Consider the following 14190-nt stretch of genomic DNA (forward strand, 5'->3'; position numbering starts at 1 on the left):
GTTTTTGACCAGCAAAATGAGTAACATTACTGTTGACGGGGTCACCAAGGAGTTCGGCGACACCGTCGCCTTACGCGACGTCAGCTTCTCGGTTCCGGAGGGCGAGTTCGTTATCGTACTCGGCGTCTCGGGGTCCGGTAAGTCGACGCTTCTTCGCTGTATGAACGGATTGACCAGTCCAACTCGCGGAGAAATTCGTGTCGACGGGACGCCCGTCAAGGACCCGCGAAAGGACATCGCGATGATTTTCCAGCAACACAACATCATCGGACAGATGAGCGCGTACTCGAACGCGCTCACCGGGTCACTCAGCCGAACTGGCCTCCTCAAAAGTCTACTACAGTTACAGGATACTGAAGAGAAATACCGCTCACTCGACGCGCTCGATACGGTCGGCCTCCTCGACGAGTCCCGCCAACGGGCCAGACAGATGAGTGGCGGCCAACAGCAGCGCGTCGGTATCGCCCGTGCGCTCGTCCAGCGTCCGAACATCCTCCTCGCCGACGAACCGGTGGCGAGTCTCGACCCCGGTAGCTCACAGCAGGTGATGCGGTATCTCCGGCAGGCCGCCAAAGAGCGCGACCTAACCGCCGCTATCAGCCTCCATCAGGTGAACCTCGCCCGGAAGTTCGGCGAGCGCTTCATCGGCCTCCGGAACGGCGAACTCGTCTTCGACGGCTACCGCGACGAGTTCTCGATGGACGTTATCGACGAGATTTACGGCGACATCGACACCGAAGGCATGTTCGAGGCCAGCGACGACGAAAACGCCGACGAACAGGCGGTGACGAAATGAGTACCGACACAGCCGCAGACAACCAGACGAAGACGGAACGAGACTCGCGTCTCCAAGCACAGTTCGACGAGATTCGACGGGGCCGCCGCATCCGATGGCTCCTCACCGGCCTCGGCATCACAGTCGTGTTGTTCTTCTTCTACAACGCGCTGTACACGACCGAACTGTTCCAAGCGGACCTGCCGCGATATTTCCCGGCCTTCCTCGACGCGCTCACCGACTACTTCCCCTTCCTCGACTTCTCGGCGTTCCCCTTCGTGGACCCGGGTGGGTTCGGGCAGTACTGGTCGTTCATCCAAGAGCGAAACCTCATCTACAACTCCAGTGCGGACCTCACTGACCCGTCGACGGGCGGTCCGTTCGCGCTGTTCGGCGTCGCCGGTCTGACGCTCGCAATGGGCTTTGCGGGGACGATTCTGGGCTTCCCACTCGCACTGCTGTTCGGAATCCTCGGCTCCGAGCGCGTGATGCCGTTCCCGTTCAACTTCCTGTTCCGCGGGGTCATGTCCTCGATTCGAGCCATCCCGGCACTGGTGTGGGCGCTCATCTACGTCCCGCTTGGCGGCCTCGGTCCGGCGACTGCAGTGCTTGCTATCGCCACCGACACCGTCGGGAACCTCGGGCGTCTGTACACCGACGAACTCGAGGAAGTCGAAGACGGTCCCATCGAGGCGATGCGCACGACGGGTGCGAGTCGCCCCCAGACCATCGTCTTCGGGATGTTGAGCCAAGTGACCACGCCCTTCATCGCGTGGACGCTGTACATCTTCGAGATAAACGTCCGCATCGCCGTCACGCTCGGTATCATCGGCGGCGGCGGCCTCGGACTGATACTGTCGGTCCAACAGAAGCTGTTCAACTTCACGAACATGATGGCGACTATCCTCGTCATCATCGTGCTCATCATCAGCGTCGAGATGTTCAGTCAACGGGTCCGCTCGCGGCTTCGCGCCGACGAGAGCCCGGAGGGCCTGCTCACGCTGTTGCTGGGCTTCCCGCGTCGGATGGCCGAGTCGCTGACGAAGTAACGTCGTCTGACGTCTCTTTCTTCTGCCCCTTCTCTCGCTGTTCTCCTTCCCTGTTCTCGCTGTTCTTTCTCTGTTCTCGCTTCCCGCGTTCTTTTCTCCGCGGTGGTCCACTCCGGCCACGCCCACGCCCACCGCCACGTTCGCCCGGACGGAAACACACTTAGACGCGCACTCTCCTATCTTCACGCATGAGTACGACATCACCAGCGCCCGACGAGGCGCTGGCCTCCGTGGTGGTGGTCGACTACGGCCTCGGCAACCTCCGAAGCGCCGTCCGCGGCCTCGAACGCGCGGGCGCTGACGTGACCGTCACCGACGACCCCGAAAGCTTCGCCGACGCCGACGGCATCGTCCTCCCCGGCGTGGGCGCGTTCCGCGAGGGGATGGAGAACGCCGACCCGTATCGAGAATCCCTCGAAGCGGCCAACGAACGCGGTCAGCCAATCTTCGGCATCTGTCTCGGCATGCAGATGCTGTTGACGACGAGCGAGGAGGCCGAACACGCCGGCGAGGGCGACGTGGAGGGTCTCGGCTTCGTTCCGGGGACGAACGTCCGGTTCGCGGAGGGACAGAAAGTGCCGCACATGGGCTGGAACGAACTCGCCGTCGAACGCGACCACCCGCTCGTCGAAGGAGTAGATAGAGAGCACGCCTACTTCGTCCACTCGTACTACGCCGTCCCCGAGAACGACGAGGCCGTCGTCGCGACGACGGACTACGGCGTCGAGTTCCCCGCTGTCGTCGCAAACGAGGCGGGCAACGTCTTCGGCACGCAGTTCCACCCCGAGAAGAGCGGTGAAACTGGATTGCAGATTCTGCGGAACTTCGTCGAGTTCTGCGCTAATCGCTGAGTTTCTCTCTCCGGATTCCCGGGTTCCTCGTCGCCACATCTGTCACACCCGACGCGTTTTTCCCCCGTTCCCGACAACAACGCGGCAATGCAGGCAGTCACCCTCGGTCCGGCGGGAACGTACTCGCATCGCGCCGCCAGCGCCGTCGCCGACGACGTGACCTTTCGAGAGTCGGTCGCAAGCATCGTCGACGCCGTCGCCGACGGCGAGTTCCGACGCGGCGTCGTCCCCATCGAGAACAGCATCGAAGGCAGCGTCACCGAAAGCTTGGACGCACTCGCCGACCGCGAGGTGAGCGTCGTCGGCGAACTCATCACGCCGATTCGTCACGCACTCGTCGCCCAAGGCGAGTCGTTCGACGTGGTCGCCAGCCACTCACAGGCGCTCGCGCAGTGCCGCGGCTACCTCGACGAGAACTACCCCGACGTGTCGCTGGAAGCCGTCGCCAGCACCGCCCGCGGCGTCGAACGCGCCCGCGAGGACCCTCACGTCGCCGGCATCGCCCACCCCGACACGGCCGGGGCGGACCTGCGCGTACTCGCCGAAGACATCCAAGACCGCTCGTCGAACGCGACGCGATTTTTGGTCGTCGCACCCGCCGACGAGCGGTCGGAAGCCGGTGGAAAAACTTCGCTCGTCGTCTACCCGAACGCCAACTATCCCGGTCTCTTGCTCGAACTGCTCGAAGCGTTCGCCGAACGGGATATCAACCTCTCGCGCATCGAGTCGCGTCCGAGCGGCAATCGCTTGGGCGACTATCTGTTCCACATCGACTTCGAGGCCGGCCTGTACGAAGCGCGTGCGAAGGAAGCCGTCGCCGACGTCGAAGAGATTGCGAAGAAGGGCTGGGTCCGCCGTCTCGGGTCGTACGATACCCGTCACGTCCTGTACTGAATCACCGTCCCGACGACCGATGTCCGCGAGGCGAACGACGGGCAATATTCTTACTTTCGGCCGACCCACTCTCTCGTGTCATGTCGGACCGCAACAACCCGTTCGAAGAGATAGAGCGTCTGTTCGACCAACTGGGTCGGAACTTCGAGTCGTCGGGAATGTCGAAACTCAGAGATATCGCCATCGACCTCGAGGAACACGACGACGCGTTCGTCGTCACCGCCGACCTCCCGGGGTACGAAACCGAGGATATCGACCTCGCCGTTCGGGACCGCCAACTGACGATTCGCGCCGAACACGCAGACACCACCGAGGACCGCGACGGCGACGACAGGTATCTCCGCCGGGAACGAACGCGACGAAGCACCTCCCGAACCGTCCACCTCCCCGAACCGGTCGAAGAGGAAGCCTCGGACGCCTCGTACCGACACGGCGTACTCACCGTTCGACTTCCCAAACGGCGCCACTCGGAGGACGAGGACGGCCATCGAATCGACATCGAGTGACTACATTAATTCTTGAAATATATTTTGGAACATGGCTCTAGGTGCGCTTAGAGCGGCTATAGCGTGCGAAATGCTATCTGCGTTCCAGCAACGTTTATACTCGAAGCGCGCCTCATATGCCGTCGGTGAATTAGAATGATGCGACGTTCCAACCCGTTCGACGAGTTCGAGGACCTGTTCGAGCGAATGAGCAAGCAGTTCGAGGGAATGAACCGACAGGTCGAGGAGACCCGTCCCATGTGGAACACCACGGGTATCTCCGTCGACGTCGCCGACGAGGACGACGAGTACGTCGTCACCGCCGACATGCCCGGTTTCGAGAAGGAAGATATCGACCTCTCGCTGTCCGGTCGGACCCTCACCGTGAGCGGTTCCCGCGAGATGGCCCGCGACGACGACTCCAGCGAGTACCTCCGCCGCGAACGCCGCAGCGAGTCCGTCAGCCGAACCATTCGCCTCCCCGAGGACGTCCGCGAAGACGACACCCACGCCACCTACTCCAACGGCGTGCTCACGGTCCACCTCCCGAAACGTACCGCTTCCGAGGAAGACGACTCCCACCGCATCGACATCGACTGAGTCCGTTCGTGATTCGGTCGTTTCGGCCCTCACCGGCCCTCGTGCGTGGTTCGCGGTTCTTGCGGTTTCTTGTGTAGTTCGGTCTTCGTGTGGGTTCGGTCTTCGTGTGGGTTCGGTCTTCGTGTGGCTCCGGACCTCGTTCGGTCTCGTGTGGCTCCCTCCGCCCCGCCTGTACCTCGGTCCCAATTCCATTTCCGGCCCCCGACTCCACTTCGGTCCAGACCCCTCCGTGGTTATCGGTCGCTGGCCGATTTTTCGCCTTTCGTGTCAGTAATCCAAGAGTGACTCTCCGAGTCGTGAGATATAAGTGAACTCTTCTCATACCCGTCGCCGTGACTTCGTATCGTCCGTCGCTGCGAACCGCACTCGTCGGTGGTGTCCACTGGGCGACGACGACGGCGTTCCTGTTCGCATCGCTGTTCGTCGGCGTCTCAATCGGCCTCGAATCGCTGGGTGTCTCGGCGCGTCCGGACCCGACGGCGTCGTTCGTGGTCGGCGTTCTCGCGGCGTTCGTCGGCGGCGTCCTCTGGGTCCGCCGTCGGACGTCTTCGCCCAACTCCGCCCGCCGAGCACACGCCCGGCGCGTCGAATCACTCGTCTTGCTCGTGGGGTGTGGCTTCGGTTTCCAAGTCGTCGCGTTCGGACTCGTATCGAACACGTCCCCCGGGACCGCTGTCGCAGCGGAAACGTTCGTCCCGGCCGTCGCCAACGTACTCGCGGCGGCGACGGCGTACGTCATCCCGTACGCGCTCGACGTCCACCCGTCGTCGGTCGCTCGCGTGTTCGATAGCGAGACGGTGTAAAAGTAGGTCCGCGGGTCGTCGTTCCGGCGCTCAGTCGATGTGAATCGCCGGTCGACCGGGACTCGCTTTCCGTGCGACGCTGTCGTCGGCTTCCTCAGCGCCGAGAACGCGTACTTCTGCGTCGAACTCCCGTTCTATGAGCCATGCGGCGCGTTCCAGTTCGGTGCGCTCCTGTTCCGCCGAGAGTGTCGCAGGCAGCGACTGTCGCTCTTCCTGAAGGTCCTGTCCGAACGTTGCCGCGGCGTCACCCTGCGCGCGAATCTCGTCGACCTGCATCAGTTCGCTGATTACGTTTGGGGCGTCGGACTCACGAGCGAGGTCTTGCGCGCGGAACTTCCACGGCGCAGCGACGACGACGTCGACGCGCTCGGGGTCGTCGATGCCGGCGACGTCGACGATGTGGCGAACGTCCGACCGCGTGTTCTCGACCAGCCGGCGCGCCAACGAGAGGTCCGCGGCGTCGCCCTCGAAGCTCGGCCAGTCGGCCTCGACGACGAACCCGTCGCCACCGAGGGTCTCCCACAGTTCCTCGCAGACGTGCGGTGCGACGGGAGCGAGCAGTTTGACGACCGTGCGGAGGCCACGTTCGACGGTCGGACCGTGCGGTGACTCCGTCTCGCGGTACTGTGCGAGCAACGAGGTCAACTCCCGCGTCTCGCGGAGCGCGGTGTTGAACGTCAGCGACTCGAACTCCTCGCGGGCCGTTGCGACGGTGGCGTCGATATCCCGTTCGACGTAGGCTGCCGTCTCGTCGTTCGCGCCGTCGTACTCGGTCTCGACGAACGTCCGGACCGCCTGCGCGAGTCGCTGCAAGTAGCGGTGACTCGACTCGACGCCCTCCTCGCTCCAGTCGAAGTCCCGTTCGGGTTGGGCGGCCTGCATCATGAACAGTCGCGCCGTGTCCGCGCCGTACTCCTCGACGATACGCTGCGGGGAGACGACGTTGCCCTTCGACTTCGACATCTTCTCACCCTCCAGTTGGACCATCCCCTGCGCCAGCAGGTTCGAGAACGGTTCGCGGTGGTCGAGTCCCTCGGTGTCGGCGAGCACCTTCGTGACGAACCGGCTGTACAGCAGGTGCATCACGGCGTGTTCGATGCCGCCGACGTACTGGTCGACCGGCATCCAGTCGTTGGCTCGGTCGACGTCGAACGGGGCGTCGACGAGTTCCGGCGAGACGTAGCGCAGGAAGTACCACGAGGAGTCGACGAACGTGTCCATCGTATCTGTCTCGCGGACGGCGTCGCCGCCGCAGTCGGGACAGGCCGTCTGCTTCCACTCCTCGGCGGCGTCCAGCGGGTTGCCGGTCGTGTTGACGAACTCGGGCAGTTCGACGGGCAACTCCTCCTCGGGGACCAGTACCGGGCCGCAGTCGTCGCAGTGAACGACCGGAATCGGCGTTCCCCAGTAGCGCTGTCGGGAGATACCCCAGTCTCGCAGGCGGTACTGCGTGGTGAACTCGGCGCGCTCGGTCTCTTCGGTGATGCGCTCGCGGGCGGTCTCGCTGTCGAGGCCGCTGTACTTGCCGGAGTCGACGAGCACGCCGTCTTCGGTGTAGGCCGTCTCGCTCACGTCGGGTGCAGCCGCGTCTCCCTCCTCGGATTCGGCGGCGACTACGGGACGGATGTCGACGCCCATCTTCTCGGCGAAGGCGTGGTCGCGGTCGTCGTGGCCGGGGACGCCCATCAGCGCGCCGGTGCCGACGTCCGACAGCACGAAGTCGGCGACGAAGACGGGGAGTTCCGCGCCCGTCACGGGATTCGTCGCGGTCAGACCGGTTTCGACGCCGTTCGGTTCGTCGCCCTCGGGGTCGGCTTCCTCCTCGACGAACCGTCGGACTGTGTCGTCCTCTGCGGCCAGTTCCTGTGAGATGGCGTGGTCCGGAGCGAGCGCGAAGAACGTCGCGCCGAAGACGGTGTCGGCGCGGGTCGTGAACGCCTCGACGGAACCGTGGTCTTCGACCTCGAACGTGAGGCGAGTGCCGTGCTGGCGGCCAATCCAGTTACGCTGCATCTGGCGAACGGAGGCGGGCCAACCGTCGAGTTCGTCGATGTCGTCGAGCAGTTCGTCGGCGTACTCGGTGATTCGCAGGAACCACTGCGAGAGTTCGCGCTGTTCGACGGGCGTGTCACAGCGCCAGCAGAGTTCGGCCTCGCCTTCGACTTGCTCGTCGGCCAGCACCGTCTCACAGGAGGGACACCAGTTCACCTCGGCGTCGCGCCGTTCGACGAGTCCGGCGTCGTGGAAGCGGCCGAACAGCCACTGGTTCCACTGGTAGTAGTCGGGTTCGCAGGTGGTGACCTCGCGTTCCCAGTCGTAGCCGAACCCCATCGACTCCATCTGCTCGCGCATCGTCGCGATGCAGTCGAGCGTCCAGTCGCGGGGATTCGTGTCCCGCTCCTTGGCGGCGTTCTCGGCGGGGAGGCCGAACGCGTCCCACCCCATCGGGTGGAGTACGTTGTCGCCGCGCATCCGTCGATACCGGGCGTAGGCGTCGGTGATGGTGTAGTTCCGGACGTGGCCCATGTGGAGTTTCCCCGATGGGTACGGGTACATCCCCAAGACGTACGTCGGGTCCTCGGCGTCGTCGTCCGTGTGAAACACGTCCGCCTCGGCCCACGCCGCCTGCCACCGTTGCTCGATTTCCGTGTGGTCGTAGTGGTCTTGCGCTTGCATTTGAGAAACCGCGTTGCCGCAACGTTCTCTTGTCGAACTTCTATAGGTTGCTATCTGCCAGTGTCCACTTTTGTACGGCAGTTGAGAGGAGCACGCAGTTCTTTACCCTCGCCCGTCTGGACTCCGATATGAGCGACTACGACCCGCAGGAACTCGAAGCGCGCTGGCGGGAGCGCTGGGCCGAGACGGGCCGGTACGAGGCCGACCCGGCGGACGCCCCCGACGACGAGGAGACGACGTTCATCACCGTGCCGTATCCGTATCCCAGCGGCGGGATGCATATCGGCCACGCCCGAACGTACACCGTCCCCGACGTGTACGCCCGGTATCGACGACAGCAGGGCGACAACGTCCTGTTCCCGATGGGCTGGCACGTCACCGGCACGCCAATCATCGGCGCAGTCGAGCGCTTGAAGAAGGGCGAAGAGACGCAACTGAGCGTCCTGAAGGACACGTACAACGTCCCCGAGGACACCCTCGAAGAACTGGAGACGCCGATGGGGTTCGCCCGCCACTTCATCGAACAGCACTACAAGCAGGGGATGAAGTCGCTGGGGTTGTCGGTCGACTGGCGTCGTGAGTTCACGACCAACGACGACCGCTACTCGAAGTTCATCACCTGGCAGTACGAGACGCTGAAAGACCGCGGCCTGCTGGAGAAAGGTCTGCACCCGGTGAAGTACTGCACGAACGAGCGGCAACCGGTGACGACCCACGACCTCTTGGAGGGCGAAACCGCCGAGTACCAAGAGTACACCCTAGTCCGCTTTTCGTTCGAGCGAGACGGTGAAACCGTCGTCGCCCCGATGGCGACGCTGCGACCCGAAACCGTCCACGGCGTCACGAACGCGTACATCGACCCCGACGCCGAGTACGTCGTCGCCGACGTAAATGGAGAATCGTGGTTCGTCTCCGCCGAAGCCGCGGAGAAACTGCGTCTGCAGGCGTACGAGGTAGCGGTCCACGAGACGGTCAGCGGCGAGGAACTCGTCGGCGCGCGCGTCACGAACCCCATCACCGACGACGAGGTGCTGGTGCTGCCTGCTTCGTTCGTCGACGCCGACAACGCGACGGGCGTCGTCATGTCCGTCCCGGCGCACTCGCCGGACGACTTCGTGGCGCTGCAGGAGGCGAAAGCCGACACCGAGCGCCTGCAGCAGTACGGTATCGACCCCGCGGAAGTGACGGCTATCGACCCGATTCCGATTCTGGAAATCGAGGACTACGGCGAGATTCCCGCACAGGTCGCCGTCGAATCTCGGGGCATCGAGTCGTCGGACGACCCGGCGCTGGCGGAGGCGACGAAGGAACTGTACAACACGGAGTTTCACAGCGGCGCGATGCTCGACATGTACGGCGAGTATTCGGGCGAAATCGTCGAAGACATCCGCGACCAGTTCCGCGACGACTACCGCGACTCCGGAGCGTTCGACACGATGTACGAGTTCTCCGAGGAGGTCATCTGTCGCTGCGGTGGCGACGTCGTCGTCGCCGAGCAGGACACGTGGTTCCTGCGCTACAACGACGAGGCGTGGAAGGCGAAGACGAAGGAAGTCGTCGACGGGATGGACGCCATCCCCGAGAACACCCGCGGCGAGTACGACCACACCATCGACTGGCTGAACGAGTGGCCCTGCATCCGCAACTACGGATTAGGGACGCGCCTGCCGTGGGACACCGACTTCGTCATCGAACCGCTGTCGGATTCGACCATCTACATGTCCTACTACACGGTGGCACACCGTCTGCAGGACGTGCCGGTCGACGAACTCTCCCGCGAGTTCTTCGACACGCTGTTCTACGGCGCAGAGGCGACCGACGACCCCGACGAGCGCGCGCTGGAACTGCGCGAGGAGTGGGACTACTGGTACCCGGTGAACTACCGGTTCTCCGCGAACGACCTCATCTCGAACCACCTGACGTTCTACCTGTTCCACCACGCCGAGCTGTTCGACCAGCCGAACTGGCCGCAGGGCATCGTCGTGATGGGGATGGGGCTGCTGGAAGGCGAGAAGATGTCCTCCTCGAAGGGTCACGTCGTCCTCCCCGGCACCGCCATCGAGAAGTACGGCGCGGACACCGTCCGCTTTTTCCTGCTCAACTCGGCGGAACCGTGGCAGGACTACGACTGGCGCGACGACCAAGTCGAGAGCGTCCGCAACCAGTTGGATCGATTCTGGAACCGCGCTCAGGAGCTAATAAACGGCCCCGAAGGCGACGAAGAACTGACGCACATCGACCACTGGCTGTTGTCGAAACTGCAGGACACCGTCGAGAGCGTCACCGAGTCGATGGAAACGTCTGAAACCCGGAGTGCGAGTCAGGCCGCCTTCTACGGCTTCGAGGAGAACCTCCGGTGGTATCGCCGCCGGACCGACACCGAGCGACCGGGCGCACGCTGGACCCTGCGGAAAGTGTTGGAGACGCGTCTGCGACTGCTCGCTCCGTTCGTCCCGTTCATGGCGAACGAACTCCACGAACAGTTGACCGGTACCGCCGCCGAAGACGCGCCGTGGCCCGACGTCGACGAGAGTCTGATTCGCCCGGACGTCGAACTGCAGGAGCGTCAAATCGAGCGCCTGACCGACGACGTGCACGACATCGTCGGCGTCACCGAAACGGACCCCGACGTGGTTCGGGTGTACGTCGCCGCCGACTGGAAGCGCGAGGTGTTCGACGTCGTTGCCAGACAGCGTCTGGCAGCCCGTCAGACTCCGTCTGACGACGTCGCCGACGCCGGCGACGACGTGGGCGCGGTGATGGGCCGAGTGATGCAGAACCCGGACCTGCGCGAGAAAGGCAACGAAGTGAACCAACTGGTCCAAGACCTCGTCGACGTAACGCGGGGACAGGACGACGACTCGGTCGACGCGATGGCCGAGATGGACGAGTACGCGACGTACGAGGAGACGACGGAGTTCCTCGCCCGCGAGTTCGACGCCGACGTCGAACTGTACGTCGAAGGCGAGGACGCCTACGACCCCGGCGACAGAGCCTCTGCGGCGGTGCCGTTCCGCCCGGCGATTCACATCGAGTAACTGGAGTCGGCGACGAGTCAGGCCCCCGTCAACCGGTCGGCGACGCCGACCATCGCCGCGCCGACGACGCCGAGCGCCCCGGAAACCGCGAAGGCGGGCGCGTAACTCGCAAACGCGTCGTAGACGAGTCCTGCAGAAGGAGGGGCCAAAAGCCCCGAAATCGCAAACGAAACCGAGACGAGGCCGAAGACGACGTTGATGTTGTCGGCACCGAACAGGTCCGCCGTGAGTGGCGACAACAGCGCACCGTTGCCACCGTAGGCCGTCCCGTAGACGAGTGCGAAGACGTACACCGCCGCTGCGGACTCCGTCATCGCCAGCACCATCGTGGACAGTCCCATCGTCGCCGAGCAGGCGACGAACACCTGTGACCGGCCGAGTCTGTCGGCGACGCCGCCGATACCGAGGCGGGCGACGCTCGTCGCCGCGCCGACGAGGGTGAGCCCCAAAACACCGACGCCGCGGCCGAGTCCCGCGTCGGCGGTGTAGACGACGAGATGCGCGAAGACGACGTACAGCGACGCGTAGATGAACACCCATCCGAAGAGAACGAGCAGAAATGCGGGCGTCCGCGCGACGGCGACCGTCTCTCGAAACTGCGTCCGCCACGGCAGCACCTCCCGTTCGAGGGGCGCACCGCCGTCGAACTCCACCTTGGCGTCGATGTCGAGGCGGCGCGGACTGTCGGCGACGAGTACGGCGGCGACGGCCAGCATCGCAAGCGCCCCGAGGAGGAACACGCCGTACGTCCAGCGCCAGCCAACAGCGACGATGAGTGCCGACGCGGCGGGCGTGGCGACCAGCATGCCGACGCCCGTTCCCGAACTGGCGATACCGCCGGCGAACCCGCGGCGGCGCTCGAACCACCGCGGGACCGTGGCGAAGGCGACGACGTAGACGACGCTCAGCCCCAGCGAGGTGACGACGCCGTAGAACAGGAGTACTTGGAGAAACGACGTGCTCAGCGCCAAGCCACCCAACCCGACGGCGAGAAAGCCCATCGACGCCAGAAGCAGCGGACGCGTGCCGTATCTGTCGACGAACCCGCCGACGACGGCCGCGCCGACGTACATCACGAACGTCTGGACGCCGAAGATGAGCGACGTCTCGCCGCGAGAGCGCCCGAACTCGGCGAGCATCTGGTCGAAGAAGACGCCGAAGGAGTACGAGACGCCGAAAACGACTGTCGAACCCAGAAAGCACGCGAAGGCGACGAACCAGCCGTAGTAGACGGCCGACCGTTTCACCCACGAGTACACGGAGTCACACCTCCAGACGGTCAGCGCGTTCGTAGGGGTCGAGTGATGCTCTCGCTTCCATCGTCACCGGTCGGCGCCGTCGTTTCTCTCGCCGTCGGCCTTCTCGCTCCCACCCGGTGTGTGCGGCAGGTCGGCGTCGCCGTACTGGTCCCGGAGTCGTTTCTTGTCGAACTTTCCAGTCGCGGTTTTCGGCACCTCTTCGACGAACACGACGTTGTCGGGAAGCCACCACCGCGGGTAGCTCTCTTCGAGAAACGCGAGCACGTCGTCGCCGGTGAGCGACGCCTCCGGTTTCGGCTGAATGCAGGCGACCGGTCGTTCCTGCCAGCGCTCGTGCGGCACACCGATGACCGCCGCTTCGAGCACGTCGTCGTGCTCCATCAGCGCGTTCTCCAGTTCGATGCTCGAAATCCACTCGCCGCCGCTCTTGATGACGTCTTTCACCCGGTCGACGAGTTCGAGGTAGCCGTCCTCGTCGACGACGGCGATGTCGCCGGTCTTCAGCCAGCCGTCTTCGAAGCTTCCGCGGTTGGCCTCCGGTCGATTGTAGTACTCGGAGACGACCGTCGGGCCGCGGACGTACAGTTCGCCGGCGGCCTCGCCGTCCCACGGCACTTCCTCGCCGTCGTCGCCGACGAGTTTCATCTCCATCCCCGGCGAGAGCAGTCCCTGTTTGGTCCGCTTCTCGAAGCGCTCGGCGCGGTCCCACTCGCGCATCCCTGTCTTGGGCCGCGAGACGCTGCCGATGCTCATCGTCTCGGTCATCCCCCACGCGTGTTCGATGGTGACGTCGTGTTCGTCTTCGAAGCGGCGCATCACGGCGCTCGGAGCGGCGCTGCCGCCGACGACGATGCGTTCGAGACTGCTGATGTCGGCGTCGTGGTCGTCGAGGTAGTCGAGCAGATTTATCCACACCGTCGGCACGCCCGCGGTGAGCGTCACCTCCTCTTCTTCGATGAGTCGCGCGAGCGTCTCGGCGTCCGGCGACGGCCCCGGATACACCTGTTTCGCGCCCGCCATCGCCGCCGAGAACGGCAGTTCCCACGAGTTGACGTGGTACATCGGGACGACGTGCATCACCACGTCGCTCTCGTCGACGCCGAGCGCAGACGGCGTCGCCACCATCATCGAGTGACTGTACATCATCTTCTGGGTGTACTCGACGCCTTTCGGCTTGCCCGTCGTCCCCGACGTGTAGCACATCCCCGCCGGTTGTTCCTCGGAGAGGCCGGGCCACTCCATGGGGTCGGCGTCGGCGACGAACGACTCGTAGTCGGTGACGCAGTCGAGGTCGGTGTCGGGAACCTCGTCGTCCATCACGACGAGTTCGCGGACGCCGTCGAAGCGGTCCCACAGTCGCTCTATCGTCTCGAACGGTTCGCCGGGGTCGACGAGCAACACCTCGTCGCCGGCGTCCTCGACGATGTACTCGACGTGGTCGTCGGGGAGGACCGCGTTGATGGTGTGCAACTGCGCGCCCATCAACGGGATGGCGAAGTACGCCTCGTAGTGGCGGTGGGTGTTCCACCCCACGGTTCCGACGCGGTCCCCCGGTTCGACGCCGAGCGACGACAGCGCGCCGGCGAGTTTCCGCGCCCGCTCGCCGAACTCCCGATACGTGTAGTGGGTCATCCCGTCCGGACCCCGAGAGACGACCTCCTTCTCGGGGAAGAGCTTCGTCGCACGCCAGAAGAACGGTCGAAGGGTCAGCTCCGTGGATGACATAATCTACCGTGACAGACGGTAGTCACCCCCATTAG

11 protein-coding genes are annotated in these 14190 nt (G+C 64.4%); 8 read left to right on the forward strand and 3 right to left on the reverse strand.

Features of this window, described 5'->3' with window-relative positions; translation table 11 throughout:
• The first annotated feature begins 16 nt into the window (after nt 1–16).
• The 7 genes from AUR64_RS03220 to AUR64_RS03250 all read left to right on the forward strand — a co-directional run bounded on the left by AUR64_RS03220 (nt 17) and on the right by AUR64_RS03250 (nt 5457).
• Nucleotides 17–796, forward strand: a complete 780-nt coding sequence (locus AUR64_RS03220) for a phosphonate ABC transporter ATP-binding protein (protein ID WP_058580514.1) — start codon at nt 17–19, stop codon at nt 794–796.
• The gene (gene phnE / locus AUR64_RS03225; protein WP_082230562.1) at nt 793–1824 is read left to right on the forward strand and encodes a phosphonate ABC transporter, permease protein PhnE; all 1032 of its coding nucleotides are present in this window, start codon (nt 793–795) and stop codon (nt 1822–1824) included. Before AUR64_RS03220 ends, phnE begins: the two co-directional genes overlap by 4 nt.
• Nucleotides 1825–2012: 188 nt before the next feature.
• On the forward strand, nt 2013–2675 hold the full coding sequence (hisH, locus tag AUR64_RS03230) for an imidazole glycerol phosphate synthase subunit HisH (protein ID WP_058580515.1): 663 nt from the start codon (nt 2013–2015) through the stop codon (nt 2673–2675).
• Nucleotides 2676–2762: 87 nt separating this feature from the next.
• Nucleotides 2763–3569 (forward strand): prephenate dehydratase, encoded by an 807-nt coding sequence (pheA, locus tag AUR64_RS03235; protein ID WP_058580516.1) that lies wholly within the window; start codon nt 2763–2765, stop codon nt 3567–3569.
• An 80-nt stretch (nt 3570–3649) separates the two neighbouring features.
• The gene (locus AUR64_RS03240; RefSeq protein ID WP_058580517.1) at nt 3650–4075 is read left to right on the forward strand and encodes an Hsp20/alpha crystallin family protein; all 426 of its coding nucleotides are present in this window, start codon (nt 3650–3652) and stop codon (nt 4073–4075) included.
• A 135-nt stretch (nt 4076–4210) separates the two neighbouring features.
• Nucleotides 4211–4654, forward strand: a complete 444-nt coding sequence (hsp14, locus tag AUR64_RS03245; RefSeq protein WP_058580518.1) for an archaeal heat shock protein Hsp14 — start codon at nt 4211–4213, stop codon at nt 4652–4654.
• 332 nt (nt 4655–4986) lie between these two features.
• The gene (locus AUR64_RS03250) at nt 4987–5457 is read left to right on the forward strand and encodes a hypothetical protein (protein ID WP_058580519.1); all 471 of its coding nucleotides are present in this window, start codon (nt 4987–4989) and stop codon (nt 5455–5457) included.
• A 30-nt stretch (nt 5458–5487) separates the two neighbouring features.
• Here the strand turns inward: AUR64_RS03250 and leuS (AUR64_RS03255) are convergent, their stop codons facing one another.
• Entirely contained in the window at nt 5488–8133 is a 2646-nt protein-coding gene (leuS, locus tag AUR64_RS03255) for a leucine--tRNA ligase (RefSeq protein WP_058580520.1), read from the reverse strand.
• 128 nt (nt 8134–8261) lie between these two features.
• On the opposite strand from leuS (AUR64_RS03255), the gene leuS (AUR64_RS03260) reads away from it, so the two are divergent.
• Nucleotides 8262–11171: a leucine--tRNA ligase gene (gene leuS, locus AUR64_RS03260; protein WP_058580521.1), complete on the forward strand. Its 2910-nt coding sequence runs from the start codon at nt 8262–8264 to the stop codon at nt 11169–11171.
• A 17-nt stretch (nt 11172–11188) separates the two neighbouring features.
• Here the strand turns inward: leuS (AUR64_RS03260) and AUR64_RS03265 are convergent, their stop codons facing one another.
• Together AUR64_RS03265 and AUR64_RS03270 are read right to left on the reverse strand one after the other, a co-directional pair.
• On the reverse strand, nt 11189–12430 hold the full coding sequence (locus tag AUR64_RS03265) for an MFS transporter (RefSeq protein ID WP_205628367.1): 1242 nt from the start codon (nt 12428–12430) through the stop codon (nt 11189–11191).
• A gap of 63 nt (nt 12431–12493) precedes the next feature.
• Nucleotides 12494–14155 (reverse strand): long-chain fatty acid--CoA ligase, encoded by a 1662-nt coding sequence (locus AUR64_RS03270; protein WP_058580523.1) that lies wholly within the window; start codon nt 14153–14155, stop codon nt 12494–12496.
• Nucleotides 14156–14190 lie beyond the last annotated feature (35 nt).

The organism is Haloprofundus marisrubri, assembly GCF_001469955.1.
Lineage (GTDB): Archaea > Halobacteriota > Halobacteria > Halobacteriales > Haloferacaceae > Haloprofundus > Haloprofundus marisrubri.

Excerpts from the sequence above, each read along its gene's own strand:
- AUR64_RS03220 (WP_058580514.1), top strand. The coding sequence starts at position 17 with ATGAGTAACATTACTGTTGACGGGGTCACCAAGGAGTTCGGCGACACC.
- phnE (WP_082230562.1), top strand. The coding sequence starts at position 793 with ATGAGTACCGACACAGCCGCAGACAACCAGACGAAGACGGAACGAGAC.
- hisH (WP_058580515.1), top strand. The coding sequence starts at position 2,013 with ATGAGTACGACATCACCAGCGCCCGACGAGGCGCTGGCCTCCGTGGTG.
- pheA (WP_058580516.1), top strand. The coding sequence starts at position 2,763 with ATGCAGGCAGTCACCCTCGGTCCGGCGGGAACGTACTCGCATCGCGCC.
- AUR64_RS03240 (WP_058580517.1), top strand. The coding sequence starts at position 3,650 with ATGTCGGACCGCAACAACCCGTTCGAAGAGATAGAGCGTCTGTTCGAC.
- hsp14 (WP_058580518.1), top strand. The coding sequence starts at position 4,211 with ATGATGCGACGTTCCAACCCGTTCGACGAGTTCGAGGACCTGTTCGAG.
- leuS (WP_058580520.1), bottom strand. The coding sequence starts at position 8,133 with ATGCAAGCGCAAGACCACTACGACCACACGGAAATCGAGCAACGGTGG.
- leuS (WP_058580521.1), top strand. The coding sequence starts at position 8,262 with ATGAGCGACTACGACCCGCAGGAACTCGAAGCGCGCTGGCGGGAGCGC.
- AUR64_RS03270 (WP_058580523.1), bottom strand. The coding sequence starts at position 14,155 with ATGTCATCCACGGAGCTGACCCTTCGACCGTTCTTCTGGCGTGCGACG.